The sequence below is a fragment of the Pedobacter albus genome, assembly GCF_036324255.1.
Lineage (GTDB): Bacteria > Bacteroidota > Bacteroidia > Sphingobacteriales > Sphingobacteriaceae > Pedobacter > Pedobacter albus.
This window is the reverse complement of sequence record NZ_JAZDQT010000004.1, coordinates 85846-111922: the sequence shown is the minus strand read 5'-3', so window position 1 is coordinate 111922 and position 26077 is coordinate 85846. Positions and strand designations below refer to the sequence as shown.

Genomic DNA, 26077 nt, shown 5'->3' with positions numbered 1-26077 from the left:
CTTCCATGTGTCTATGAAAGCGTATATCCCATCTTCGACCTCTCTGTACAGCCTGGCGTCAAAAGAGCCCTTTATGTTGCCGTCGCCCGTCAGCGACTTGGGATAGCGGACCAGGTTGATGCCCACTCGCTGGCCATAGTTGATCGTGAACTTCCCGCTCTCGAAGTCGGATTCGAAGTGGTCCAGCGGCGGGGCGCCAGATGGCCTGTAGACGTAGCTGGTAAGGTTGCTCGGGATCTTGACGTAATCCTTGCCGTTGAAGCCAACGTTGCCCTCGTAGTCGAAGGTCGTGCTGCCACCGGTGGGATAGGTGATTTTCTTGAGCGCCCCGAACTGCGCCGTAAGCGGGCTCGGGTCGCGGTTGGGCCCGCCGGGATAGATATAGTCGGGGATCATGATGTTGCCGAACGAGCCCCCTTTGTAATAGCCGTAATGGTCTACGAAGGCCTCCGTCCTGTTGGGATAGGAGCCCGTCTCCGCTATGTAGTCGAAGGTATGGACCTGTTTCTTGGTGGTGTCGAGCACTTCTCCCTCCTTCCAGCCCGGCAGTTCTTCCAGGCTCTTCAGCTTGAGGTACTTTTCCAGATAGGTACCGGTTCCGAAATAGCCATACTTAAACCTGAAGTTCTTGATGATCTCTCCCGAATTATTGTCGGTAACCGTAATGCTGCCAAGGACCGGTGGGCCGGTCAGGATGTCCTTGCGGGAAGCGCCCCCCGAAAAATCTACCGTCTGCCTCTCGGAAATGATCGTCGTCAGCCTCACTGGGTCTATATATGAGGAGAATCCGAAGTAGGGTGCATAGAGCTGCGAGGAACCTCCGCTGGACACGTCTTCTACCAGTTTGTAGGTCTGGCTGTTGGTCCCCAGTTGCGGGTAGGAAGTGTCGGTCGTATAGAGGAGCCGGATGGCCTCGGTATTGGCCGCGTTGGTAATAGAGGTGAGGTACCAGGCCGACACATGGTATGGGATATTGTAACTGCCTGGGCCGCTGTAGGTAGACTTCGGGCTTGTATGTTCCACATCGCCGAAACCATATTTGGTACCGTCTTCCGTGGTGATGGTAAAACCGGCCGCAGAACCGCTGATCTTCAGTTTCGAGTAGGGAAACAGGGTAAACACGCCGTTCACCAGCGTGAATTTGCCCGAATAGCCCCCGAAGTTGAAGCTGAAGATATCGGCCTCGCCGTCGTAGCCGCCCTCCATAACGCCTTTCAGGAAGTTCTGCATATCGGTGGATTCATAACCACCCGCAGCGACGATATTGCTCTGCACAAAGCTACTTCCGAACCGTTGGTTTTCCGTATCAACAATATCGTCCACCCTTCCCCTGATCTGGCGGGTAATAACCCCGCCGGCCTGCAGGTTCCAGCCCATTCCGGTCCAGCCGTTGGGCTGGGCGGGCTTGAAGCCGTCGTAGCTGTAGCTCAGCACGATGGGCACGCTCAGGTCGTGCCCCGTAACGGTGAATATCGGGATGGAGAGGTTCGGCGCCCCGCTCGACTGGTTGACCGAGGCATCGCCATAGCGTCCAAGGGTCGCGGCCGTGGCCGACGGGCTGACCAGGTCGGTGCGCAGGTAGTTCATTGGGTTTTCGGAAGTTTTCTGGGCCTTGAGCACTGGCAAAACGCCTAGCACAACGAGGCATAGCAAAATTGCCCTTCTTGTTGCAGAGAGGTTTTTCATAATTAAGATGAAAAGGTTAACTAAATGTTTCGGCCAAGTTAGCACCCCTTTTTCGAATAAAAAAATTTTTTGCCCAACAGTGCCTTTCGCAGGACGAACGATAGCCAGCGATGGATGAACATGCGTTTTGGAAGGATATTATGATTCTAAAAAACAGACGATTTTGTCTGTTTTTGCCTTATTCGGAAGGCGGATTCTGCGTAAAATCAAATTTTTGTTCTCGCCATTACAATTTTAGTACAATTAGGCTTCTAAAGACTATTGATTTTGTCACTCATCCCTCCTATTTGTCCATAACAATCATTATCAGCGCCATAGGCCGATTTTATTGATTACTTTTGCAGCAATTTTTAATCCGATAACCCGTTACAAAAGACTTTGAGTACACTAATCGCAGCCGAAGGCCTTGGCCATGGCTATCACCAAGAATGGCTTTTTAAAAATCTTACCCTGGGCATCAATGCGGGTCAGCGCGTAGCGTTGGTTGGCATTAACGGTGCCGGCAAAAGTACGCTCCTTAAACTGTTGGCCGAACGCTTCGAACCCCTGGAAGGAAAAATCGTAAAGAACAAATCCGTGAAGATCGGTTTCCTCGATCAAGAACCCGTTTTTCCGGAAGGCTATTCGATTAGCGACTTCATTTTCTCTATGGATAACAAGCAACAGCAGCTCATCAGAGAATATGAAGAATTAATTGAGCAAGAACATCCTAATGAAGAAAAGCTCAATCACTTATATGGTGAATTAAGCGAGCATAATGCCTGGGAATACGAACATCAAATCAAGACTATTTTAAGCAGAATGGGCATCAACCACCTGCAACAAAAAATAAATACTTTGTCTGGCGGACAGAAAAAGCGCCTGGCCTTGGCCAAATTGCTCATCGAAGATCCAGAAATCTATGTTTTAGATGAGCCAACCAACCATTTGGACATCGACACCATCGAATGGTTGGAAAAATTACTGACTACCGGAAGCAAAACCATCTTGTTGGTTACGCACGATCGTTACTTTTTGGACAATGTTTGTAATACCATTGTAGAGCTCGACAGAGGAAAAATATTCAACTACAATGGCAATTATGCTTATTTTTTAGAAAAGAAAGCGGAAAGAGAAGCTGCTGACGAAAGTACTTTTCAAAAGAATAAAAACCTATTGAAGAAAGAGCTCGAATGGATGCGTCGGATGCCAGCCGCTCGTACCACCAAATCGCGTTCAAGGATTGATGCTTTTTACGACCTGGAAGAAAAAACCAAACAGCGTTCAGACAACAAACAGGTAACTCTGAACGTAAAAATGTCGAGACAGGGAAGCAAAATTCTAGAACTGGAACATATTGCCCAATCTTTTGGCGACAAGAAAATCATCAACGATTTTTCTTACACGTTTAAAAAGGGTGATCGAATTGGTTTGGCGGGCAAGAACGGAACGGGAAAATCTACCTTGCTCAATATCATTACCAATCACCTTCAGCCCGAAAAAGGAAAAGTAGATGTTGGCGAAACCACGGTTTACGGTTATTACAAACAAGGCGGTTTGGCTTTCAATGAAAAAGAACGTGTCATTGATATTGTAAAATCGGATGCAGAATACATCAAGATGGCCGATGGACAAACCATTTCGGCATCTGCCCTACCTACCCTATTTTTATTTCCGCCCAAAAAACAACATGGCTTGGTCGAAAAATTAAGTGGTGGCGAGAAAAAGCGTTTACATTTGATGAAGGTTTTGATGCAAAATCCGAACTTTCTGATTTTGGATGAGCCGACCAACGACCTTGATATTGATACGTTGAACGTACTCGAAGAGTTCCTAGAAAACTTTCCAGGCGTATTGATTTTGGTTTCGCACGACAGGTACCTGCTCGACAAAATGAGCGAACAATTGTTTATTATGGAAGGCGATGGCGAAGTAACCATTTACAACGGAAATTATTCTGAACATCGTTTGAGCTTAGAAACCGCCAAAGACGCTGCGCCTAAAAAAGCAAAACAAGAAAGCGCTCCCGCTCCTGTTGCAGTCGCGGTTAAAAAACTAAGCTTCAAAGAGCAAAAAGAACTGGAAGATGTTGAGCAGGCCATGGCAACGAAGGAAAGCAAGATTGCTGAATTAACCAAAACACTCGACGAAATAGACAGTGCCGATTATTTAAAAATCCAGGAAGTTTCTCAAACTATAGAAAAACTAAACGAAGAACTAAACCCCTTGATGGAACGCTGGATTGAGCTTTCTGAAAAAACAAACTAAGCATGAAAACATCAGATTTAATTGCCACCATTGGCGTGAGTATTTTATTGATTGCTTTCTTTTTGCAAAGTCTGAAACTAATTAAAGCAGAAAGCTGGAGCTATGGAATATTAAATCTATTGGGTGCAGGCATTGCAGGATATGCTTCTTGGCTGATTTCCTTTATGCCTTTTGTTATTTTAGAAAGCGTTTGGAGCGCTGTCGCGCTCTATGGACTTTTTAAATTATTTGTAAAAAAGAAAAGTTCCACGTGAAACAAAGAATTTTTCTGCTTGATTTTTGATTAATTTTGTACTGTTTCACGTGAAACACAAAAATAAATAGATGTTTAAAGAATACGATGTTATTGTTGTAGGGGCTGGCCATGCCGGTTGCGAAGCCGCTGCTGCCGCTGCAAACCTAGGCTCGTCGGTGTTGCTGATTACCATGAACATGGAGACCATCGCACAGATGAGTTGCAACCCTGCTATGGGCGGTGTAGCCAAAGGACAGATTGTTAGAGAAATTGATGCCATGGGTGGCTATTCGGGTATTATTGCCGATAAAACCACCCTACAGTTCCGCATGCTCAACAAGTCGAAAGGGCCTGCCATGTGGAGCCCAAGAACCCAAAACGATAGGAAACGCTTTGCCGAAGAATGGCGTTTAGCTTTAGAAAGAACACCAAATGTAGATTTTTGGCAAGAAATGGTGGGTAGCTTATTGATTAAAAACAATACCGTTGTTGGCGTGAAAACTGCGCTCGGCGTAGAGATTTATGGCAAGGCTGTGGTACTGACCAATGGTACCTTCTTGAATGGAATTATCCATGTTGGCGAAAAGAAATTTGGAGGAGGCCGTACGGGCGAAAAAGCCGCGACCGGTTTAACCGAACAATTAACCGAATTGGGTTTTGAAGCAGGCCGCATGAAAACCGGAACTCCCCCGCGCATTGATGGAAGATCGCTCGATTATACCCGCATGGAAGAACAATGGGGCGATGAAAATCCAGGTCGTTTTTCCTATACCAACGTAACCTTGCCTAAAGACCAACGTTGCTGCTGGATTACTTATACCAACGAAAATGTACACGAAACCCTGAAAGAAGGTTTCGAAAAATCGCCGATGTTTACCGGTCGCATTAAGGGTTTAGGTCCGCGTTATTGTCCATCTATTGAAGACAAAATCAACCGTTTTGCCGAACGCGAAAGACACCAGATTTTTGTAGAGCCAGAGGGATGGAATACCTGCGAAATCTATGTCAATGGTTTCTCAACTTCCCTACCCGAAGATGTACAATACAAAGCCCTAACCCAAATTCCTGGCTTCGAAAATGCCAAGATGTTTAGGCCGGGTTATGCCATCGAATACGATTATTTTCCGCCTACCCAGCTCTCTTTAACCCTCGAAACCAAGCTGATCAGCAATTTGTTCTTTGCTGGTCAAATTAATGGAACTACAGGCTATGAAGAGGCTGCTAGTCAAGGGTTTATCGCTGGAATCAACGCCCATCAGAAAGTAAATGACGCCCACGAGCTCATTATGAAGCGTTCTGAGTCTTATATCGGTGTTTTGATCGACGATTTGGTAACCAAAGGTACGGAAGAACCTTATCGGATGTTTACTTCGAGGGCCGAACACCGCTTGTTATTGAGACAGGACAATGCCGATATCAGGCTCTCTCCTATTGCCCATAAATTGGGTCTTATCAGCGATGAACGCCTGGCCATCGTTAACCAAAAGATAGCCAACTCTGATGCCATCGTTGCCTTTACCAAAGAACAAGGTGTGCAAATGAGCGAAGCCAATAGCCTGCTCGAAAGTTTGGGTACTGCCCCACTCAATCAAAATGTAAAACTGTTTAGCGTATTGAGCAGGCCCCAGGTTGGTATCGAAGACATCAGAAAAGTAAGTTCTTCGTTTGACCAACTTTTAAATACCTTTGATCAGGAAACGGTTGAACAGGCAGAAATCAAAATCAAGTACGAAAGCTACTTTGAAAAGGAAAACGAGATTGTCAACAAAATGCAGAAGATGGAAGACAAATCCATCAATCCGGATTTCGATTACAACCAACTGGTTTCGCTATCCAAAGAGGCGCGTGAAAAATTGTTGAAAATTAAACCTCGTACTTTGGGGCAAGCTTCTCGCATTTCTGGCGTTTCTCCTTCAGATATTTCGGTTTTAATGGTACATATTTCCAAATAATCGTAAATTGATTGATAATCAACCATTTAATAATAAAATTATAGACTTCATTAAAAGCGATATAAGCGATTTTTAAATATTTTTAATGTAATCGTTCCAAAATGAGGTAAAAATCAACAGAAGCCCTATAAATGCCGAAAAACGCGAAGTACTCAAAAAATCAGATTTTATACCTAGGGGTTTTCCTGACTTCCCTTATTTTGGGCTGTGCCACCATGAGAACTCCCGAAGGCGGACCCAGAGACAAGACTCCGCCTAAGGTTTTGAAAATGGAACCAAAAAATCTGACCACCAATTTCAACGCCAAGAAAATTGTCATAGAATTTGACGAATACATCAAACTCAACAACGAGTTTAAGGAATTTTCAATTTCGCCCGAGCAGGAAAAGCCGCCGGTACTCAAAGCCAAGCTTAAGCACCTGGAAATTACGCTTCAAGACAGTTTGGAAAAAAACACAACTTATACCTTGAATTTTGGCAAGGCGATTACCGATGTAAACGAAGGAAACATCCTGAAGAATTTTACTTACGTACTCTCTACCGGCCCTACCCTCGATTCGTTGAGTATTAGCGGCAAGGTAAGAAATTCGCTTACCGGTGCGCCCGAAATAGATGCTACCGTTTTTATTTTTCCTTTAGAACGCGATAGTTTATTTGGCAAAAAGAAGCCCTCTATTTTTACCACCACCGATAGCAGCGGCAACTATAAACTAAACAACCTTAAAAAAGGATCGTATAAAATCTATGCCTTAAAGGAAAAAAGTGGCGACAGGATCTATCAGCAACTTAACGACGAAATCGGTTTTATCAAAACTCCATTGGTATTGGATAAAAGCAATTTAGATAGTGTTAACCTGCAGATATTTAAGGAACTAGCCGTTAATTTTAGGGTGTTAGATAAAAAGCTAAACAACGATGGCAGCATTAGCATGGTTTTTAATCAGCAATTGAAAAAGCCTCAGCTTACCGTAACCGAGCCTGCTAATATAGACCTCAATAAGAAGGTACAGTTTAACAAAACCAATGATTCGGTTAAAGTTTGGCTTACCGATATGGGTTTCGATTCGGTAAAGATTGCCATTAAAGACGAAGGAAAATTATTGGAAACCGAAAGATTTACTCGTGGAAAAAGAGATACCTATACTCGTAATATACAGGCTACAGACAACTTGGAATCCAATTCGCTCAATCCTTATAAGCCTTTTCAGCTTCATTTTAATCTTCCTATAGAGAATATTGATATGAGTAAGGTAACTTTATTGGAGGATTCTATTCCACGCAAAGGATTTACCCTAACCAAAGACAGCACGAATATTTTAAGCTATAATGTGGCCTATAAATGGCAGAAGAAGGAAGAATACATATTGGTACTAGCCGAAGGTGCCATTACGGGTATTTTCAATACCAAAAACAAGGAAATAAGAAAGACCTTTAAGCTTGGCAGCTCGGATGATTATGGCACCCTAACCTTAAAAGTTGAGGTTCCGGATACTGCTAAAAACTATATCTTACAGCTGGTTAACGAGAAAAAAGACCAAGTTATTTATAGCGAAAGTATCAATAAAAACAAGTCTGTGATCTTTAGTAAGTATCGACAAGGGATTTATTATGCAAGGATTGTTTATGATACCAATAAAAATGGAATTTGGGATACCGGCGATGTAGCTAAAGGATTACAGCCAGAAAAAATTTGGTATGGTCCAAAAGAACTATCTATCAGAGCCAATTTTGATAGAAACGAAGTACTTACCATTCCGAAAGAATAAAGCGGTTTACCTGAACCAGTCGGAATACATAATATAATTATCTGGTAATTTCTTTAATAAAGCCTTTTGCTCATCGGTAAGAGGCTTTATTTTTTTGGCAGGCATACCGGCATACAAAAATCCGCTCTCGCAGATGGTATTTTCCAAAACGACTGCTCCTGCTGCAATAATGCAGAATTCTTCAACCACTGCATGATCCATTACAATAGCACCCATGCCAATCAGCACGTGGTCTTTAACCTCACAGCCATGTACAATGGCATTGTGGCCCACAGAAACCCTATTGCCAATGTGTGTACTTGCTTTTAAATAGGTAGCATGGATAACAGCTCCATCCTGTATGTTGGTATCATTGCCAATGGTAATGGTATTCACATCTCCCCTAATTACCGCATTGAACCAAACCGAGCAGTTATTGCCCATGGTTACATCGCCAACTATAGTGGCATTAGGTGCAATAAAACTGTTTTCGCCCCACTTCGGGTGGATATCTTTAACGGGTAAAATAACTGGCATTTTGTTGTTGGATTTGAGATGTGATAACTAATTGCTTTATTGCTAAATTGTTAGGAAAACCAAAAGCTATGAACTGAAAATTGTTAACTGCAAACTAAATAATCGTATCAACCAATTGATCGGCATGGTGTGGATAATCGGTTGTATAATGTAAACCGCGACTTTCTTTGCGGGCTTTGGCCGATTTGATGATCATATAAGCCACCTGTATCACATTACGCAATTCGCACAGCTTAACCGATACCTTATTAGCCTTATAAAACTCCTCTGTTTCTTCGAATAAAAGATACAAACGACGCATGGCTCGGTCTAATCTAAAATCTGACCGTACAATACCTACATAATCGCTCATGATTTTTTGGGTTTCGCGCAGGTTGTGGGTTACCAAAATATCCTCGTTCGATTGTGTAACACCATGTGCATCCCAATCAGGAATATTTTCTGGAATAACATTCTTTTTATAGCTTTCAATAGCCGATACAAAAATACGATGGGCAAAAACCGTAGCTTCTAGCAAAGAATTGGAGGCCAATCTGTTAGCCCCATGCAATCCGGTAGACGACACTTCTCCACAAGCATAAAGGTTATTGATGGATGATTTTCCATATTCATCAACCATAATACCGCCACACATGTAATGCGCTGCTGGCGTAACCGGAATAAAATCTTTGGTCATGTCGATACCAATAGACAGGCATTTGGCGTAAATGTTAGGAAAATGGGTCAAAATATCTGCCTTTTTCCTCATGGTAATATCGAGGTATACAAAATCATCGCCCGATTTTTTCATTTCGGCATCTATGGCACGCGCTACGATATCACGCGATGCTAATGAACCACGTTTATCATATTCGTACATAAATTCTTCGCCATTTCTTCTTCTCAACACGCCACCAAAACCTCGAACTGCTTCAGAAATCAGAAAGGAAGGATATTCGCCAGGATTATACAAGGCAGTAGGATGGAACTGTATAAATTCCATGTTTCTGATCTTGCCTTTGGCACGATAAACCATGGCCATGCCATCGCCTGTGGCAATAACTGGGTTGGTAGTAGTCGAATACACATGGCCTGCACCTCCCGACGCCATTACGGTAACACTTGCCAATATCTTTTCCACATCGTTAAGCTCTGTATTAAAGGCATATATGCCGTAACAGTTAATATCTTCACTGCTCTTATCCACATGTACACCCAGGTGATGTTGGGTAATCAACTCTAAACAGAAGTAATGTGTTAATATCTCGATGTTCTTATTCTCATGGATCTGCTTCAATAGAACACTCTCAATTTCATAACCGGTAATGTCTTTATAGTGCAAAACACGATGTTCTGAATGGCCGCCCTCCTTGGCCAGATCGAAGAAGCCAGAAGTGTTCTTATCAAAGTTAATTCCGTAATCTATAATCTCTTGGATGCGTTGCGGACCTTCTTTGACTACAATTTCCACAATCTTTTCATCACACAATCCATCGCCCGCAATGAGGGTATCTTCTATATGTTTTTCGAACGAATCAGACTCGTCAACTACCACGGCTACACCACCTTGTGCATACTTGGTATTCGATTCGTCTTCGTTTGATTTGGTTACGATCAGTACTTTTCCATACTGCGCCGCCTTTAGGGCGAAACTCAATCCGGCTATGCCCGATCCTATCACCAAAAAATCTACTTTCTTCATTAAATTAACTTTATTCAAGCAATTGTTAACAATTTCAACATTAATGTTGGTAGCCTGTCTAAATAAAACCAACAAAATTATTTGAATGTTTAAAGCTAAGCCAAAATCGCAATTTGACACAATCTTTTGCATAATTTTTGAGCAGCTTTATACAGTTTATTAACTTTTTACACACCTGTTAAGAATACACATTTTAATATTGATAAATTTATAGGTCTAAAAATACCGCACTGAAAATCAAGCCCTAATTAAAATAAAAAAGCAGGATAAATGTTGGTAAGTATGTGATAAGTTATTTCCGATAAGATTTTAGCAGAATTTCTTCACAATACCAACATGCTAATAAATAACAAGAATCTTTTTATAAAAAGTAATTATGATTGATTGATGCGTTGAAAGCTGCGTATCTTTGAACTTAAATGATAGAAGGACGGAATGATTAAATGAAGGAATTATAAATTTTGAAGGAATGGCTTTCATTGGCAAAACCATTCGATCATTCAAAATTCAATCATTCAAAATTAAAAAACACAATGATGGATATTACAGAAGAACTGAGCATCAAGGGCTTTGTAGAAGAAGAAATAGATCCAACGCTCGATCTTTTCGACGAGATTGAGAAACTGAAAAAGGAAAAGAACGCCATTATATTGGCACATTATTACCAAGAACCTGATATACAGGATATTGCCGACTATATTGGCGATAGCTTGGGCTTGTCGCAGGAAGCCGCCAAAACCGAAGCCGATGTGATTGTATTTGCAGGGGTTCATTTTATGGCCGAAACCGCCAAGATCCTATCGCCCAACAAAAAGGTTTTATTGCCCGATTTAAAGGCAGGTTGTTCTTTGGCCGACAGCTGTCCACCGCACCTGTTTAAAAAATTCAAGGAAAAATATCCTGATCATATCGTGATTACCTACGTAAACTGTACGGCAGAATTGAAGGCGTTGAGCGATATTGTTTGTACATCGACCAATGCGGTACAGATTGTGGAAAGCCTGCCTAAAGACCAGAAGATTATTTTTGGTCCGGATAAAAACCTGGGTGCCTGGGTAGCCAAAAAAACAGGTCGCGATCTGGTATTGTGGAACGGAGCCTGTATGGTACACGAAATTTTCTCGAGGGAAAAAATTACCAAACTGAAAGAACGCCATCCTAACGCGCAATTTATTGCCCATCCTGAGTGTGAAGAAGCCGTTTTGGCCATGGCCGATTATATCGGATCGACTACTGGATTGCTTAAATATGCCATTAACAGCGATGCCAAAGAGTTTATCGTAGCTACAGAAAGCGGTATTATCCATCAAATGGAAAAAGCCTGTCCGGATAAGACTTTTATTCCGGCGCCGCCCAACAATACCTGTGCCTGCAACGACTGTGCGTACATGAAAAGAAATACGCTCGAAAAACTGTATTTGTGTATTAAAAACGGCTTGCCGGAAGTAAATGTTCCGGCTGATATTATCGTGGAGGCCCGTAAACCGATTGAAAGGATGTTGGAAATTTCAGCTAAGCTGGGATTGTAAGGGTGTAGAACCGTTAAGAAAGAAAAAATTATGTTTGAAAATAAAGAACGTACCGATATCGCTGAACTTGGCGAATTTGGACTGATTAAACACCTGACTCAAAATTTTAAGATACAACATGAAAGCAGCATTAAAGGTGTTGGCGACGATGCCGCTGTGCTCGATTTTAGCGAACAGCAGGTGTTGGTTTCTACCGATTTGTTGTTGGAAGGAATCCATTTTGACCTGGCCTATGTGCCACTCATTCATTTGGGTTACAAAGCTGTACAGGTAAACCTGAGCGATATTTATGCCATGAATGGTGTAGCAACTCAGATTACGGTTTCTATCGGTATTTCTAGCAAATTTCCGTTAGAAGCGGTAGAAGATATTTACAAAGGCATTGAACTGGCCTGCAATAAATTCAACATCGATTTGATTGGTGGCGATACTTCTTCGAGCAAGCAAGGATTGGTGATCAGCATTACCAGTATCGGGCATGCTAAAAAAGAAGACATCTGCTATAGAAACGGTGCACAGGAAGGCGATTTGCTATGTGTATCGGGCGATTTAGGCGGTGCCTATGTTGGTTTGCAGATTTTGGAGCGGGAAAAACTTATCTTTTTGGAAAATCCGCAGATACAGCCAGATTTGGAAGGCAAGGATTACATCATTGAACGCCAATTGAAACCAGAAGGCAGAAGAGATGTGGTTGATTTGTTGGCACAGCTGAAAATAAAACCGACTTCAATGATTGATGTGTCTGATGGCTTGGCCTCGGAAATTCTGCATATCTGTACCCAATCTGATAAAGGCTGTACTATTTATGAAGACAAACTGCCTATTGATCCGGTAACTTACGAAACCGCTCGCGAATTGGGCTTAGATCCAACCGTTTGTGCCTTAAATGGTGGCGAAGACTACGAGTTGTTATTCACCATTAAACAAGCTGATTACGAAAAGCTTAAAAACGATGTAGACATCAGTATCATCGGACATATTACCGATAAAAATTCGGGTTGTAGGATGATTTCAAAATCGGATGTGGTACACGAACTGAAAGCCCAAGGCTGGAATGCTTTTAAGAAATAAAATTTATGTATAAAGCACTGGCTATTTTGTTTAGCTTATTTGCTTTTGGTTCAGTGAAAGAAACGTTTAGAATAGCAACATCTTCTGCTGCTGATATTGCTAGTAATAGATCAGGTCTTTTGCCAATGGCATTAACAATGACTATTCTGTTTATTGTTTTAGCAGTTATATTTTGGAAAAAAGCATTGGTAAAAAAATTGTAATGCGAGATTAACTTGGTATAGTGCACATTTAGAACTGTCTACAAAAATTGACAGAAACTATAAAACGTGCATAGGTTTTTCAAATTGCATTTGAGAGATGATTTTCATTTTAACCGGCCTTTTATGGCTTGGATGAAAGAAAATGTAGGCAAGACTTTGTAGAAATTTAAAAATCGTGAAAAAAGAAAAAAGTAAACCTACTGTTTCAGGTCGGTTGATAATAATCAGTATTATTTTTCTGGTGCCCATAGCAATCCTGTTTTATTGGGTAATTATAAGAAATGAAGATTTTGGGTTTATGAGAGCCCAGGTATCTGGCTATATTGTTTTTATTATTTTTTTATTGATTTACATAGCCTTGATCAGGTTAATTACTTGGATTTTATCTTTGATGGGCATAAAGTGGAAATAACTATTTGAAAATTAAAAAGGTAAATCTAAATCATTGAAAAAGTTAATCATCATTAGTTGCTTACTGTTAACTGTAAGTTTTGCTTGGGCTCAACAGCCCTTTGTGTTAGGTAAAGTTGAAAAAATCAAATCTACTTTACTCAAGGAGGAAAGAACCTTGAATATTTATTTGCCTGAGGGTTACCGCGAAAAATCGACAGAAAAATATCCTGTAATCTATCTTTTAGATGGTTCGGCTAACGAAGATTTTATTCATACAGTTGGTGTAGTTCAGTTTCTAGGCATGATCGAATTTATACCTAAAGCTATTGTAGTGGGTATTGCCAATGTAGACAGAAAAAGGGATTTTACTTTTCCTACCACGGTAAGCGAAGACAAAAAAGATTTTCCTACTACAGGTAGTTCGGCTAAGTTTATCGATTTTTTAGCGAAGGAGCTGCAACCTTTTATCGAAAAAAAATACCACGTGGGTAACAAAACCATTGTTGGCCAATCGCTGGGTGGCTTATTGGCTACCGAAATTTTCTTGAAAAAACCGGATTTATTCGACAATTACCTCATTGTGAGTCCGAGTTTGTGGTGGGATAACGAATCGTTGTTAAACCAGGCATCTGGCTTATTGGCTAAACAGGTTAATCGCAAACAGGTTTATTTGGCTGTAGGCAACGAGCATAAACAAATGGTAGCCGAGGCCGAAAAGTTTGGAAAATTGCTTCAGGAATCAAAAGTGATTCAATCAAAGTTTGAATACTTTGAAAAGGAAGATCATTTAACCATTCTGCATCATGCAGTTTACAATGGTTTACAAGTTTTATTTCCAAAAAAGACCAAATAGTTTAGTCTTCTTCTATAGGATCATTGCCTAAAAATTTGGAATTGATTTGTTTGCTCGATTTGGTTTTGGCACCCAATTTTTTGATTTTTTCGGCTTTTCCAATCAGGTTTCCACTGCCATATTGCAGTTTTTTAAAAGCATCTTCATGGGCTTTCTGGGTAAGGTCTAAATGTTTGCCTATTTTTTCCATGTCGGCCAAAAAGCCCACAAATTTATCGTAAAGTGCACCGGCTTCTTCGGCAATTTCGAAAACGTTTTTGTTCTGGCGATCTACTTTCCAAATGCTGGCAATGGTACGCAAAGTAGCCAAAAGCGTAGTGGGACTCACAATAACCACCTTCCTGTCCCAGGCATAATTGAACAACTCGGTATCGGCTTGTATGGTTACGCTAAATGATGATTCGATCGGCATAAAGAGCAATACAAAATCTGGAGAATTGATTTGATAGAGATTTTGGTAGTTTTTGCCGGCCAATCCATCGATGTGGTTTTTGATGGAAAGCAAGTGTTGCTTAAGGTTGCTCAATTTTTCTTCTTCGCTTTCGGCATTCATTAAACGCTCGTAGGCAACCAACGAAATTTTAGCGTCTACAATCAAATGTTTTTCGTCGGGCAGGTCAATGACCACATCGGGTTGCAAACGCGCGCCTTCGACGCTATTTAGGCTTGCCTGGACGCGATATTCCCTATCCTTGATGAGCCCAGAACGCTCCAGAATCCTTTCGAGGATAACTTCGCCCCAGTTTCCCTGTTTTTTATTATCGCCTTTGAGAGCCTTGGTTAGGTTATTGGCATCGCTTTGGATTTGTTTGCTTTGATCCATGAGCTGAAAAATAACGCCTTTTAAATGGTTTCTTTCGGCTGCCTCGGCTTGGTAAACCTTATCTACCTTTTCTTCGAAGGATTTGATGTTGGCCTTGAGCGGATTTAAAATCGTATCGAGGTTGGTCTGGTTCTGGGCGGTGAACTTGGCTGTTTTTTCGTCGAGGATTTTGTTGGCGAGGTTCGCAAATTCCGAGCTGAATTTTTGTTGCAGTTCTTCCAGGTTTTTGCCTTGTTCGGCCAGTTTGTCGCGGTAGGAATGAGCTAAGGCTTCGGCTTTGATAAAATTGGCTTTTTCTTCGCTGAGGCGTTCGCGCAGGTCGTTGCCCTCATCTTGCAGGCGCTGGTTTTCTGTTTTGAAAAAATTAAGGGTTTCATTGGCTTGTGTACTTGGTTTTCTGAACAGAATGACCAATAACACGATTAAAATCACGACCAATAAAGCTATACCTACGATTTCCATTGCTAATATTTTTATCAAAAATAAGAAATAAATTAGGGGTTTGCTAACGGTTTCCCTTTTATGTTAGCCACGGATTAATATATTGGCTTTTGTGTTTTTTACCACCTAAGGCATTTAAGAGCATGTGAGAACAACAGGACGATTAAAAATCTGTTAAGAGGTAGCTATATTAAATATAACCGAATTAAAGACTGTTCAATACCATTTCGGCAGCATCCTGTCCGGTTTGGGTGCCTATGGCAATGCCCATGCCGTTGCATCGTACAGCACAAAATACGTGGGGTTTTACTTCTTCAACAATAGGCGATAGCGCCGGACCAAAAGCCATAATGCCACTCCATTTGTATTCGATTTCTACATCGGTTTCTGGCAAAATAACAGCTCTTAACAACTGGATTAAATGATCTTGAACCAGTTTGGTTTCGCCAAAATCGGTGGTTTCTTCGGCTTTGAAATCGAGGTTGCGCCCACCACCCAGTAATACCCTGTTGTCTATGTTTCGGAAGTAGTAAAAACCCTTGTCGTAATGGAAGGTTCCCTTAAGTTTGAGGTTTGGAATGGGCTTGGTTACCACAACCTGCCCGCGACCGGGTACGAGGGCTAAATCTGGCAAAAGCGCTTTGGCAAAGGCATTGGTACAGAGCAGTACCTTTTTGCTTTTAAACAAGCCTTGATTGGTTTGCAATACTACTTGGCTGGCTTCGTGTTCGATGGCATTAACGGCACAATTATTCAGTACGGATATTCCTAAGGAGCTGGCCAGGGCCAACAAGGATTTTATCATCATGCCTGGATTAAGTTGCCCTTCGAGCTTGTTTTCGATCAGTAGGTCTACATCCTTCAAACCGAATGTGCCAATTTTACCATTGTTAAGGCCAAATACGTCACTTTCTAGGACAATATCTTTAATTAAAGCATTGAAATGGCTTATTTTTGATACACAGTTGTTGGCCAGTTCTTGTTGGCTTGGCACAAATAATTCGTAACCCCCAAAGTTGTAAAAAGAAAGGCTTTTGTCGCCCAATAATTTACGAAGTTTCGAGAGGCCTTGCCACCTTTTTGTAATGAGTTGGTGCAAGCCATCGGTACCACTTGCCTTTTCTTGCTCAATAAGCTCAGAAATGCTTCCAAAACAGGCAAAACCGGCATTTTTGGTGCTTGCTCCACTAGGCAAAAAACCACGTTCTAAAACCAGTACACTAAGTAGGGGTTGTGTAGTTTTTATGGCAATGGCAGCGTTTAAACCCACTATGCCACTACCGACTATCACCACATCGGCATGGAAAAAACTTTGCTGTTCCCAGTATGATAAGCCCTGTTGCACCCTTAAATGTAATGTAAATTTTTCATGATGCTTAAATATGGGAACGCTTTTTGTTTTAAGCAAGCCGAAAACATACATATAGCGATATGGGAACCTATTTAATTTTAATCATCCCGGTACTGTTATTGAGCATGTTTGTGCAGTGGCGATTTAGAAATAAATTTTCAAAATATGCCGAGATGCAACTCAATTCGGGTTTATCGGGAAAGGAAGTGGCTGAGAAGATGCTGGCAGATAACGGCATCTACAATGTGAAAGTGATGAGTTTGGAGGGACAGTTAACAGACCATTATAATCCTGCAAGTTATACCGTAAATTTAAGCACCGACGTTTATTACGGACGGAGCGTAGCGGCAGCTGCTGTTGCGGCCCACGAGTGCGGACATGCGGTACAACATGCCAAATCATACCACTGGCTACAGTTGCGCTCTAATATGGTGCCTGTAGTGAGTATTTCATCAAACCTTTTGCAATGGGTATTATTGATCGGTGTTTTGCTGATCGGTTTTACCGGAAATCCGATTGTACTGGGTATTGGGGTAGCCGGATTGGCTATTGTAACGCTGTTTAGCATTATTACCCTGCCTGTAGAATTTGATGCCAGCAACAGGGCATTGGTGTGGCTAAAAAACAACAGCAGCGTGATGTACACCGACGAGGAAAACGTACAGGCAAAAGATGCGCTTTGGTGGGCCGCCATGACCTACGTGGTTGCGGCGCTGGGTGCACTGGCCAATCTTTTGTATTACGCATCGATGTTGTTTGGCAGAAGTAGAGAATAGCATTCAAGCACAATGAAACTGAGGAAGGATGGTAATTTGCCGTCCTTTTTTTGTGCCGGTTTTTTTAAAATTTATGAACAAAAGATGGATCTTTAGCTAACAATTTGTCGGCAAGAAACTATCTTAGTCATCAATCTACACCAACGAAACAAAAAAGAGCATGCAGCATATCATTACCCAGGTATTTGAAATAGAAAACAAGATCAAAGAGGCCGACAAAGCGCTGTTTACCCGTAATTTTGAGCGGCTTTATCACGAGTTTGAACAAGAAGGATTTATTGTAATCAATCCCTTAGGGCAACGCTACGACGAAAGAGATGTAGCTATAGAAGCCAATATCCTGAACGAAAACGGCAATGACCTCAAAATAACCAAAGTGCTTAAACCAACGATCTATAAACAGGAAGGCGAGCATAGGGTATTGATTCAGAAAGCAATCGTAATTGTAGAATAAGGCTATGGAAAACATCAATTTTGGCATTGATCTGGGAACAACCAATTCGGGAATCGGAAAATTCGAAGCAGGCAAGGTAAATATCTATAAAAACCCGGTCGGATTTAGAGAAGTGCTACCCTCTGTAGTTGCCTATAGAAACGGGAGGATTTTGGTGGGCGACAAGGCCAGAGAGCTGACCACCATGCAGCCCGAACACGTTTTTTCGAGCTTTAAGCGGAAAATGGGCAGCGAACACAACTATTTTGTGTCGGCTACCAACGAAAATAAAACAGCCATCGATTTTTCGGTACTGGTACTGAAAGAACTGCTCAGCTTTGTAGGCACGCCAAAACCAACGGCTGCGGTTATCACCATACCCGCCTCTTTCGGAACGGTACAATCTAACGCTACCAAAACGGCAGGCTATCAGGCCGGCCTTGAAGAGGTGGTGCTGTTGCAAGAACCCATCGCGGCCTGTTTGGCCTATGCCAATACCCAAAACCTATCGTTGGATCAAGAAAAAAAATGGCTGGTGTACGATTTTGGCGGCGGTACCTTTGATGTGGCCCTGGTTAGGATAAACCATCGCGAGCTCCGGGTGCTAGATCATGAAGGGAATAACTTTTTGGGAGGCCTAGACATAGACAACCTCATGCTCGAGCATTTGTTTTGCCCGGTACTGGAGCAGCAAATGGGCATCACAAATTTATGGAAACAGATGGTTGGAGCCGATGCGCCTTATTACAAACTGTTTGTAGAACTGCTTTACAAGGCCGAAGAAGCCAAGAAGGAATTGTCGCTAAAAGAAGAGGTTTATGTAGAGCTCGACATGCCTGAGGGATTTATCGAATTTCCGATCAGTCGCCAGGCATTTAACCAACTGATCGAACAAAAGGTAGAAGAAACGATTAAGCTCACCAAAAGCCTGTTAAACAAGAACCAAATTGAAGACGGCGCCATTGAGCGCATTGTGTTGGTGGGTGGTACGACCTACATTCCCTATGTGCGGGAAACCCTGCAGCAGCAGTTCAACACCATTGTCGATTCGAGCATCGATCCCTCTACGGCCATTATGGTGGGTGCCAGTTACTATGCAGGCACTAAAAACAGGCAACCGAAGGAAATTAAGATTGAAGCGGCAACAGCTCCAGCAGCTACCCCGACCGTTCCTGCACAAGAAATAAAGCTGGTTTACGAAGTGAATTCGCAAGATGCAGAAGAACTTATTACAGGCGTACTAGCCAACAACTTTTCGGGCTACTACCGGCTAACGCGTACCGATGGTGGCTTTGATACCGGACTGATTGCCTTCCATTCGAAATTCAACGAGTTTGTGAAGCTGGTTCCCAAAGCCATCAATCAGTTTCAGTTGCGGGTTTTTGATAAATTCCAACAAATGGTGTTGGAAAAAACCGATATCAGCATCAACCATGGCCTCTATAATATTTCGGGTCAGCCTTTGCCCAATGATATCTGCCTCGAAATAGACGATACCATTGGCACGACCTACCTCGAGCGCATCTTCAAAAAGAACGACATCTTGCCTCTTTCCAAAAAAATATACAAAACCGCGTCTAAAACCATCATGAAAGGATCGGGAGAGCAATTGGTGATCAACGTGGTGGAGGGTTTGGCGGCCGCATCGCCGGCCAGTAATGTGTGTATTGGCTATATCGAGATCTCTGCTGAAGAACTGCCGGCCAACCTGCTCAAGGGTACCGACATCGAAATCAGCTTTAAGGTCAGCGAATCGAGAGATTTGATCATTGATATTTTTATCAGTTCTATTGGTCTTGAAATCAACCAGGTTTTCAATGCCACCAGCAGACAGGTTTCGGTGCGTAAAATTCAGGCCGAACTGGAAAATGCCCTGCAAAAAATAGAACGCGATGGACCAGACCTGATCGATACCGATTCGATGGCCCAAACGCTCGAAGAATTGCGCATCACCATTATCGAATTGCTGGAGGAACTGATCCACCTGGAAGACGATTTTATAACCGATAAGATCTATAACCTGGATGAGCGCAAAATCAAATTGCTGCAACAGGTAGACGGCTTGCTCAGAAACAAGGAGCTTTATGTGGAAATAGAGGAATACCAAGGATTGAAAACCTATATCAGAGAGCACTTGCTGCTGAACCCAGATTTAAAAATAGATCAGGTTTTTCAAACGACCATTAAAAACGAAGCCCAGTTTTTAAACTCCGGACAGCTTTCGCTGATCAAGGCCAAAATCAGGGATTTGCATCGCTTGGTAAGAGAAATATACTACCAAAACGACGATTCTTACATCGAGCTGTTTTATCAATATTCCTATATCGACGCAGACAGCTACCAAGACCCCGACAAGCTGAAAGTGCTTATTGAAAGAGGCCAAATAGCTTGCACCAAGAAAGATTATACCGAAGTAAAAGCCATTATTTCGCAAATGTATAACCTGTTGAAGGTTAAACCGGAAGATTCGCTTAGGGACCAGAACGGTACGCTTGGCCTTAAATAAGCTAGCGCGAGTTTCTGCTGGCCAAACGGGCAATGGCAATCACAACTGGTATGAATATGCCCACACCGCCTACACCTGCGGCCATCAAAATGATGATAAAGATGGCTGCTGCGACATAAGAAACGATGATCATGGTATGGTTATCGCTGCTACTGCTGGTGCTTTGGCCCAACGACGACCATTTGAGTGCCACGGGCTGATTATTGGCCAGGGTAGCCTGTAAATCCTCCGAGTGGGCATTATAGTAGGTCAAGGCATAAAGCACCTCGCCCAACAGCTTGAGCCTTTCTACCGTGGTTTCCTGGTTTTGGTAGATGGCATTGTTGATTTCGAGGATATCCTGGTCGAAATAGGAAGGATCTACGATGCTCAGTATGCCATAATAGCCCGCATCCCTACAAAAGCGATTAAAATCTATAAAAGAAACAAATTGATGGGTGTAAATGGCTTGAATGATCGATTTGTTTTTAAGCGTTAAAAGCTGTCGGATGTTTTCGCGGGTCGAATCCTGCACCAAAAAAGAATAGTTGATAAATAGGCTCTTCAGGCTAAACCAGGCACCTGCCCTTATGCACTCCCTAAGATAGGCCTCCACGTTGGATGCAAATATTTCGGCAAAGCTATTCAGGGTTTCATCGCTAAGCCCACGACGGTCGAAAGGCGCAAAGTTGATCGTTTCGCCCTTGGCATTCAGAATGGTACGAATGGTTTTATTTTGGAAAAAAACAGCAAATCTTCCGCCGTCCTTTCTCAAAAAGTCCAGCAGCTGTTCTACATCGTTGATGTTGATGCTGTTGTTGAGCTTGATTTCGGCCTTTAGTATTTTCTCTAGCCTAATCACATCGCTTTCTTGGTTCAGGTCCAAGTTGGGCAGCTGTTTTCGGGCAAGATCTAGGAGTTCGAACTGGATCACGTTAATGGGCAAATGGTTGGCCTAAAGGTATCAAAAAAGAGGCTAACCAAAAGGGTTAAAGGAAAATAAGGATTTAGTTGAGCTTGTAGGGAACGATAAGCTGAAACTCTGGAATATCAACGTTAAAGCTGGTATCGTCAAACAGGCGGTTCATTACATAGTGGCCGCGCATGCTTCCCATGTCGGTTTTCAGGTTGCAGCCCGATACGTAGGCATAGCTTTGGCCAGGCTCTATAACAGGCTGAACGCCCACTACGCCTTCGCCCTCTACCTCGCGCAAGGTGCCGTTCGAATCGAAGATGATCCATTGGCGACTCATCAACTGGATGCCATAGTCAGACAAGTTCTCTATCTCGATGCGGTAGGCGAACATGTAATGCTCGTTGGCCGGATTAGAGTGCTCATCTTGATAAATGGTATCTACCGAGATTTTTACGCCTTGTGTGATTGCTGTAACCATGACTAAAATTAAGAAATGCAATTCAATAATCAAGCCATTTCTACAAAAGGCATATCATTTGCATATTTTTCTGACACTTCGTCCAAAATGGCATGTATTGTGTCAATATTTTCCTCTTTGACCAGCTGCATGCGGTAAGGTTTAAAATCGGGCAGGCCTTTAAAATAATTGGCATAGTGGCGCCTCATTTCGAATACGCCTACTTTTGGTCCTTTCCATTCGATAGACTTGTTGAGGTGGGTTCGGCAGGCCAGCATCCTTTCTTCGAGGGTTGGGCCCGGCAAAAGCTGGCCGGTTTTGAAAAAGTGCTTTACTTCCCTGAAAATCCACGGATAGCCAATAGCGGCACGGCCAATCATGATGCCGTCTACCTCGTATTCTAAGCGCCAGTTGGCGGCCTTTTGCGGACTGTCTACATCGCCGTTGCCAAAAATAGGGATTTTGATGCGCGGGTTGCGCTTAATTTCCCTAATCAGGGTCCAGTCAGCTTCGCCTTTGTACAGTTGCGCACGGGTACGTCCGTGTATGGTGAGGGCCTGGATGCCCACATCCTGCAGACGTTCTGCCACTTCGTAAACATTTTTGGTATTATCGTCCCAGCCCAGGCGGGTTTTAACGGTAACGGGCAAATGGGTTGCCTTTACTACAGCGGCTGTCATTTTTACCATTTTGTCTACATCTTGCAGCAAGCTGGCACCTGCACCACGGCAGGCTACGTTTTTAACAGGGCAGCCATAGTTGATGTCCATCAGGTCGGGTTTGGCCAGCGTGGCAATTTCGGTAGCTTCGCGCATGCTTTCGATGTCGCTGCCAAAAATCTGGATGCCAATAGGCCTTTCGTATTCGAAAATATCGAGTTTCTGACGGCTTTTGGCCGCATCGCGGATGAGCCCTTCAGACGAGATGAATTCGGTGTACATTAAATCGGCACCACCCTGTTTGCACACGTAACGGAAAGGCGGATCGCTCACATCTTCCATAGGCGCCAACAACAAGGGGAACTCTCCTAAATCTATATTTCCTATCTTTACCGACATTTGTCTATCTTCAACTAATTTTTGCAAAGGTACAAACTTTGTTTTTAATGCGCTTTTAACAGCCAAATACTTGAGCATCTTTACATTAAAATGGATTTTATAAAAGAAACGGCCGGCGAAAAGCACCCATTTGTACAATTGGTATTTTTAGGGCTGCTGGTAGGACTGGGTTTTATAGCTTGCATCCTGGTGAGCGTGCTTGTTATTTATTTGAGCTACGGCACTGAGTCGATGATGGCTATATTTAGTGGCCAGTTAGATTTAAAAGGAGGTGCAGGGGCAACTAAAATATTGCTTACCGTGCAGCAGCTTTTTTTCTTTTTGGCGCCGGCACTGCTATTGGGCGTAACTGAAGGCAAAAATCCCAACCGGTTTTATGGTACCGCTGGCCCAAGGATAAATTGGTTGAGCCTTGTTTTTTTAATCATGTTGGTTGCGGTGCCTTTTATGGGCTGGACAACCGAACTGAACCAAAAGATGCACCTTCCGATAGCGCTGAAAAAGGTTGAAGAATGGATGCGTTATTTGGAAAGCCAAGGCGAAGAAACGACCAAGGCAATCTTAAAAATGTCGACAGTTGGCGGACTTTTGGTCAACATTACCGTAGTGGCCCTGATACCAGCCATTTGCGAGGAATTTATTTTTAGGGGCGCTTTACAGCGATGCTTTTTGCGCTGGATGAAAAATCCGCACGTAGCCATTTGGGTTTCGGCCGCCATTTTCAGTACCATCCATTTCCAGTTCTTCGGCTTTTTTCCGAGGATGTTTTTGGGCGCGATGTTCGGCTATATTTACTTTTGGACCAAAAATATCTGGTATACGGTTTTTGCGCATTTTTTAAACAATGCCTATGCCGTTTGCGTGGCTTTTTACATGCAGAAGCACAATTTGCCCATCGATAAAGACGATACTGCCGGACTGCCCTGGTATGTTGCTTTAATTAGTTTGGCATTAACCGTAGCTTTGTTCGGCTCTTTAAAACAGCAAACCAAACCCAAAGAATCGATAGCAGGCATTGAGCCACACCCTAACCCTTAACTTATACCGCTTTAACCTTTATGAAAACCCGGGCTATTACCGCATTTTTCTTTACCATTGTGATGTTGGGCTCCATTTTTTTGGGCGCCTACACGTTTACCTTCTTCTATTTGGCGCTGAGCGTGGTAGCCTTGCTCGAGTTTTACAAGCTGGTTAAGATAGGAGGGATCAGGCCCCACCGAAACATAGGCGTAGTGGCTGCGGTTGTTATTTTTGGCCTTACGGCGGGCTATCATTTTTTTCAGTACGAACTGAAGTATCTTTTGCTCATTGTGCCGCTCCTGTTTTCGATTTTTATTCTGGAGCTTTACAAAAAGAACAAAATCCCCTTTGCCAATATTTCCTACACCTTTATTGGCTTTGTTTATGTAACCATACCCTTCTGCTTCTTTTATTCGCTGGGGTTTATGAACGATTTTAACCGTTACAATTTTCATCTTCCCCTGGCCTTTTTGCTGATGCTTTGGGCAAGTGATACTGGCGCCTACCTGTTTGGGATGAAGTTTGGCAAGCACAGGCTGTTTGAACGCCATTCGCCCAAAAAATCGTGGGAAGGTTTTTTCGGAGGCTTGTTTACCAGTGTGCTGGTTTCCTATATCATCTCTACCCAGTTTACCGAACTGGCTACCTGGATTTGGGCAGGCATGGCGGTGCTCATCGTATGTTTTGGCACTTTAGGCGACTTAGTCGAATCGATGCTGAAAAGAAGTTTGGATGCGAAAGATTCGGGTAGTTTTTTACCGGGTCACGGAGGCTTTTTAGACCGTTTTGATGGCCTTTTGATTGCTGCGCCAGTGGTTTATGTGTATCTGTACCTTATTTTGCACTAATCGCAAATACTAGCTAAATGTGTAAGTTAATATTTAGACGAAAGAAATTTAAACCTTTAAAATGATAAGACTTACTGCTGCGCTGTTTTTAATGCTCCTGACCACAGGTAATAGCAAGAGTCCTGTGTCGAGGGCATGGGCCGACGAAAACGTATCCCATAAACGGGAGATTATGACGGGGGCCGACCAGACCGAAAAATACTTGTCTTACCTCAAAGGAAAACGAATTGGACTGGTTGCCAACCAAAGTTCGATAATTGGCCGAAAAAGCAGTGTAGACAGTCTGCTGAGCCTCGGGATTAAAATTGTAAAGGTTTTCGGGCCCGAGCATGGTTTTAGAGGCAATGCGAGCAACGGCGCGGCGGTGGGCAACGAGAAAGATGCCAAAACCGGGCTTCCGATCATTTCTCTATATGGCCGCAACGAGAAGCCAACCAAAGAACAGTTGGCCGACATTGACTTGATGGTGTTCGATATTCAGGATGTGGGCTGTCGCTACTATACCAATATCAATACATTGCAGTATGTAATGGAGGCCTGTGCAGAAAATGGTAAGGAACTGCTTATTTTGGATCGGCCCAATCCCAATGCCTATGTGGTTGATGGACCGGTAATGACCGAAGATAAATATAAATCCGCCATCGGCATACACTATATCCCCATGACCCATGGAATGACCATTGGAGAATTTGCCCAGTACCTTAACGGCGAAGGCTATTTGAAGAAGCCCTGCAAAATAAAGGTTATAAAAGTGGCCAATTACAATCACCAAATGTCTTATGTGTTGCCGATAAATCCCTCACCCAATTTGAATACGCAACAAGCCGTGATGCTTTTCCCGAGCCTGTGCATGTTCGAGGGAACGGCTATTAACGAGGGCCGTGGAACTTATATGCCATTTACTATTTTGGGGGCACCAGCACTGAAAGACAGCTATTCTTTTTCGTACAAACCGGTAAGTATTGCCGGCATGAGCGAAAGGCCAAACCATAAAGACACGGTTTGCTATGGTATCGACCTCCGTAAATATGATATCGGCAACTTAAGAAAGAGCCGTCAAATTAATTTAGCCTGGTTGATAGAGCTTTATAAGGCCTATCCCGACAAAGCCAATTTCTTTGGTAAGGAAAGAGCCAATGGCGTATCGCCTTTCGACTTGCGCATCGGTACGGATCAGCTCAGAAAACAGCTTATAGCAGGGGTATCTGAAGCTGAAATCAGAAAAAGCTGGGAACCTGGCTTGCAAAAATTCAAGGCTATTCGAGCAAAATATCTTTTGTATCCAGATTAATTGGCAATCGTTGCGCGCAACATTCTTGTAACAAATCCATAACAGA

At 42.9% G+C, this 26077-nt stretch carries 23 protein-coding genes; 15 read left to right on the top strand and 8 right to left on the bottom strand.

The genetic code is table 11. The features are described from left to right. Nucleotides 1-1686, bottom strand: a 1686-nt coding sequence (locus tag VRU48_RS19580; protein ID WP_330109619.1) for a hypothetical protein, incomplete at its 3' end; no start/stop codon positions are given. A 378-nt stretch (nucleotides 1687-2064) separates the two neighbouring features. Here VRU48_RS19580 and VRU48_RS19575 point away from each other — a divergent pair. From VRU48_RS19575 to VRU48_RS19560, 4 genes are all read left to right on the top strand, one after another. After that, a complete protein-coding gene (locus VRU48_RS19575) occupies nucleotides 2065-3933 on the top strand; it encodes an ABC-F family ATP-binding cassette domain-containing protein (protein WP_330109618.1) in 1869 nt (622 codons plus the stop codon). A 2-nt stretch (nucleotides 3934-3935) separates the two neighbouring features. Continuing rightward, nucleotides 3936-4187, top strand: coding sequence for a CBU_0592 family membrane protein (locus tag VRU48_RS19570; protein ID WP_330109617.1), 252 nt, complete (start codon nucleotides 3936-3938; stop codon nucleotides 4185-4187). A gap of 70 nt (nucleotides 4188-4257) precedes the next feature. Further along, a complete protein-coding gene (mnmG, locus tag VRU48_RS19565) occupies nucleotides 4258-6120 on the top strand; it encodes a tRNA uridine-5-carboxymethylaminomethyl(34) synthesis enzyme MnmG (protein ID WP_330109616.1) in 1863 nt (620 codons plus the stop codon). 131 nt (nucleotides 6121-6251) lie between these two features. Next, the gene (locus tag VRU48_RS19560) at nucleotides 6252-7886 is read left to right on the top strand and encodes an Ig-like domain-containing protein (RefSeq protein WP_330109615.1); all 1635 of its coding nucleotides are present in this window, start codon (nucleotides 6252-6254) and stop codon (nucleotides 7884-7886) included. A gap of 6 nt (nucleotides 7887-7892) precedes the next feature. On the opposite strand, the gene VRU48_RS19555 is transcribed toward VRU48_RS19560, so the two are convergent. Both VRU48_RS19555 and nadB read right to left on the bottom strand, forming a co-directional pair. Next, nucleotides 7893-8402, bottom strand: a complete 510-nt coding sequence (locus VRU48_RS19555) for a gamma carbonic anhydrase family protein (protein WP_330109614.1) — start codon at nucleotides 8400-8402, stop codon at nucleotides 7893-7895. Nucleotides 8403-8496: 94 nt separating this feature from the next. Beyond that, nucleotides 8497-10083, bottom strand: coding sequence for an L-aspartate oxidase (nadB, locus tag VRU48_RS19550; RefSeq protein ID WP_330109613.1), 1587 nt, complete (start codon nucleotides 10081-10083; stop codon nucleotides 8497-8499). A 536-nt stretch (nucleotides 10084-10619) separates the two neighbouring features. On the opposite strand from nadB, the gene nadA reads away from it, so the two are divergent. From nadA to VRU48_RS19530, 5 genes are all read left to right on the top strand, one after another. Continuing rightward, the gene (nadA, locus tag VRU48_RS19545) at nucleotides 10620-11612 is read left to right on the top strand and encodes a quinolinate synthase NadA (RefSeq protein ID WP_330109622.1); all 993 of its coding nucleotides are present in this window, start codon (nucleotides 10620-10622) and stop codon (nucleotides 11610-11612) included. A gap of 30 nt (nucleotides 11613-11642) precedes the next feature. Then, nucleotides 11643-12683 (top strand): thiamine-phosphate kinase, encoded by a 1041-nt coding sequence (thiL, locus tag VRU48_RS19540; RefSeq protein WP_330109612.1) that lies wholly within the window; start codon nucleotides 11643-11645, stop codon nucleotides 12681-12683. Between the two features lie 5 nt (nucleotides 12684-12688). Continuing rightward, the gene (locus VRU48_RS19535; RefSeq protein WP_330109611.1) at nucleotides 12689-12886 is read left to right on the top strand and encodes a hypothetical protein; all 198 of its coding nucleotides are present in this window, start codon (nucleotides 12689-12691) and stop codon (nucleotides 12884-12886) included. A gap of 66 nt (nucleotides 12887-12952) precedes the next feature. Further along, a complete protein-coding gene (locus tag VRU48_RS19680) occupies nucleotides 12953-13048 on the top strand; it encodes a DUF6434 domain-containing protein (RefSeq protein ID WP_431311643.1) in 96 nt (31 codons plus the stop codon). 352 nt (nucleotides 13049-13400) lie between these two features. After that, the gene (locus VRU48_RS19530; protein WP_330109610.1) at nucleotides 13401-14132 is read left to right on the top strand and encodes an alpha/beta hydrolase; all 732 of its coding nucleotides are present in this window, start codon (nucleotides 13401-13403) and stop codon (nucleotides 14130-14132) included. Between the two features lies 1 nt (nucleotide 14133). On the opposite strand, the gene VRU48_RS19525 is transcribed toward VRU48_RS19530, so the two are convergent. Further along, a complete protein-coding gene (locus tag VRU48_RS19525) occupies nucleotides 14134-15417 on the bottom strand; it encodes a DNA recombination protein RmuC (protein ID WP_330109609.1) in 1284 nt (427 codons plus the stop codon). Between the two features lie 184 nt (nucleotides 15418-15601). Then, nucleotides 15602-16741 (bottom strand): NAD(P)/FAD-dependent oxidoreductase, encoded by a 1140-nt coding sequence (locus VRU48_RS19520; RefSeq protein ID WP_330109608.1) that lies wholly within the window; start codon nucleotides 16739-16741, stop codon nucleotides 15602-15604. An 86-nt stretch (nucleotides 16742-16827) separates the two neighbouring features. On the opposite strand from VRU48_RS19520, the gene VRU48_RS19515 reads away from it, so the two are divergent. From VRU48_RS19515 to VRU48_RS19505, 3 genes are all read left to right on the top strand, one after another. Continuing rightward, a complete protein-coding gene (locus tag VRU48_RS19515; protein WP_199137942.1) occupies nucleotides 16828-17523 on the top strand; it encodes a zinc metallopeptidase in 696 nt (231 codons plus the stop codon). 160 nt (nucleotides 17524-17683) lie between these two features. Further along, the gene (locus tag VRU48_RS19510; RefSeq protein WP_330109607.1) at nucleotides 17684-17977 is read left to right on the top strand and encodes a hypothetical protein; all 294 of its coding nucleotides are present in this window, start codon (nucleotides 17684-17686) and stop codon (nucleotides 17975-17977) included. 4 nt (nucleotides 17978-17981) lie between these two features. Further along, complete coding sequence (locus VRU48_RS19505) at nucleotides 17982-20462, top strand: Hsp70 family protein (RefSeq protein WP_330109606.1); 2481 nt, start codon at nucleotides 17982-17984, stop codon at nucleotides 20460-20462. Nucleotide 20463: 1 nt separating this feature from the next. Here the strand turns inward: VRU48_RS19505 and VRU48_RS19500 are convergent, their stop codons facing one another. The 3 genes from VRU48_RS19500 to dusB form a co-directional block, all read right to left on the bottom strand. Continuing rightward, entirely contained in the window at nucleotides 20464-21375 is a 912-nt protein-coding gene (locus VRU48_RS19500) for a hypothetical protein (RefSeq protein WP_330109605.1), read from the bottom strand. 73 nt (nucleotides 21376-21448) lie between these two features. After that, nucleotides 21449-21835, bottom strand: coding sequence for a Co2+/Mg2+ efflux protein ApaG (gene apaG / locus VRU48_RS19495; protein ID WP_330109604.1), 387 nt, complete (start codon nucleotides 21833-21835; stop codon nucleotides 21449-21451). 29 nt (nucleotides 21836-21864) lie between these two features. Continuing rightward, nucleotides 21865-22872 carry a tRNA dihydrouridine synthase DusB gene (dusB, locus tag VRU48_RS19490; RefSeq protein WP_330109621.1) on the bottom strand — a complete coding sequence of 336 codons (1008 nt, stop codon included), beginning with the start codon at nucleotides 22870-22872 and terminating at the stop codon, nucleotides 21865-21867. A gap of 90 nt (nucleotides 22873-22962) precedes the next feature. On the opposite strand from dusB, the gene VRU48_RS19485 reads away from it, so the two are divergent. The 3 genes from VRU48_RS19485 (at nucleotide 22963) to VRU48_RS19475 (ending at nucleotide 26031) form a co-directional block, all read left to right on the top strand. Beyond that, nucleotides 22963-23910: a CPBP family intramembrane glutamic endopeptidase gene (locus VRU48_RS19485; protein WP_330109603.1), complete on the top strand. Its 948-nt coding sequence runs from the start codon at nucleotides 22963-22965 to the stop codon at nucleotides 23908-23910. Nucleotides 23911-23930: 20 nt separating this feature from the next. Beyond that, nucleotides 23931-24740, top strand: a complete 810-nt coding sequence (locus VRU48_RS19480; protein ID WP_330109602.1) for a phosphatidate cytidylyltransferase — start codon at nucleotides 23931-23933, stop codon at nucleotides 24738-24740. A gap of 61 nt (nucleotides 24741-24801) precedes the next feature. Further along, nucleotides 24802-26031, top strand: a complete 1230-nt coding sequence (locus tag VRU48_RS19475; protein ID WP_330109601.1) for an exo-beta-N-acetylmuramidase NamZ family protein — start codon at nucleotides 24802-24804, stop codon at nucleotides 26029-26031. Nucleotides 26032-26077 lie beyond the last annotated feature (46 nt).

Excerpts from the sequence above, each read along its gene's own strand:
- VRU48_RS19555 (WP_330109614.1), bottom strand. The coding sequence starts at position 8,402 with ATGCCAGTTATTTTACCCGTTAAAGATATCCACCCGAAGTGGGGCGAA.
- thiL (WP_330109612.1), top strand. The coding sequence starts at position 11,643 with ATGTTTGAAAATAAAGAACGTACCGATATCGCTGAACTTGGCGAATTT.
- dusB (WP_330109621.1), bottom strand. The coding sequence starts at position 22,872 with ATGTCGGTAAAGATAGGAAATATAGATTTAGGAGAGTTCCCCTTGTTG.
- VRU48_RS19535 (WP_330109611.1), top strand. The coding sequence starts at position 12,689 with ATGTATAAAGCACTGGCTATTTTGTTTAGCTTATTTGCTTTTGGTTCA.
- mnmG (WP_330109616.1), top strand. The coding sequence starts at position 4,258 with ATGTTTAAAGAATACGATGTTATTGTTGTAGGGGCTGGCCATGCCGGT.
- VRU48_RS19485 (WP_330109603.1), top strand. The coding sequence starts at position 22,963 with ATGGATTTTATAAAAGAAACGGCCGGCGAAAAGCACCCATTTGTACAA.
- VRU48_RS19560 (WP_330109615.1), top strand. The coding sequence starts at position 6,252 with ATGCCGAAAAACGCGAAGTACTCAAAAAATCAGATTTTATACCTAGGG.
- VRU48_RS19570 (WP_330109617.1), top strand. The coding sequence starts at position 3,936 with ATGAAAACATCAGATTTAATTGCCACCATTGGCGTGAGTATTTTATTG.
- VRU48_RS19510 (WP_330109607.1), top strand. The coding sequence starts at position 17,684 with ATGCAGCATATCATTACCCAGGTATTTGAAATAGAAAACAAGATCAAA.
- VRU48_RS19515 (WP_199137942.1), top strand. The coding sequence starts at position 16,828 with ATGGGAACCTATTTAATTTTAATCATCCCGGTACTGTTATTGAGCATG.
- nadA (WP_330109622.1), top strand. The coding sequence starts at position 10,620 with ATGGATATTACAGAAGAACTGAGCATCAAGGGCTTTGTAGAAGAAGAA.
- apaG (WP_330109604.1), bottom strand. The coding sequence starts at position 21,835 with ATGGTTACAGCAATCACACAAGGCGTAAAAATCTCGGTAGATACCATT.
- VRU48_RS19505 (WP_330109606.1), top strand. The coding sequence starts at position 17,982 with ATGGAAAACATCAATTTTGGCATTGATCTGGGAACAACCAATTCGGGA.
- nadB (WP_330109613.1), bottom strand. The coding sequence starts at position 10,083 with ATGAAGAAAGTAGATTTTTTGGTGATAGGATCGGGCATAGCCGGATTG.
- VRU48_RS19480 (WP_330109602.1), top strand. The coding sequence starts at position 23,931 with ATGAAAACCCGGGCTATTACCGCATTTTTCTTTACCATTGTGATGTTG.
- VRU48_RS19525 (WP_330109609.1), bottom strand. The coding sequence starts at position 15,417 with ATGGAAATCGTAGGTATAGCTTTATTGGTCGTGATTTTAATCGTGTTA.
- VRU48_RS19475 (WP_330109601.1), top strand. The coding sequence starts at position 24,802 with ATGATAAGACTTACTGCTGCGCTGTTTTTAATGCTCCTGACCACAGGT.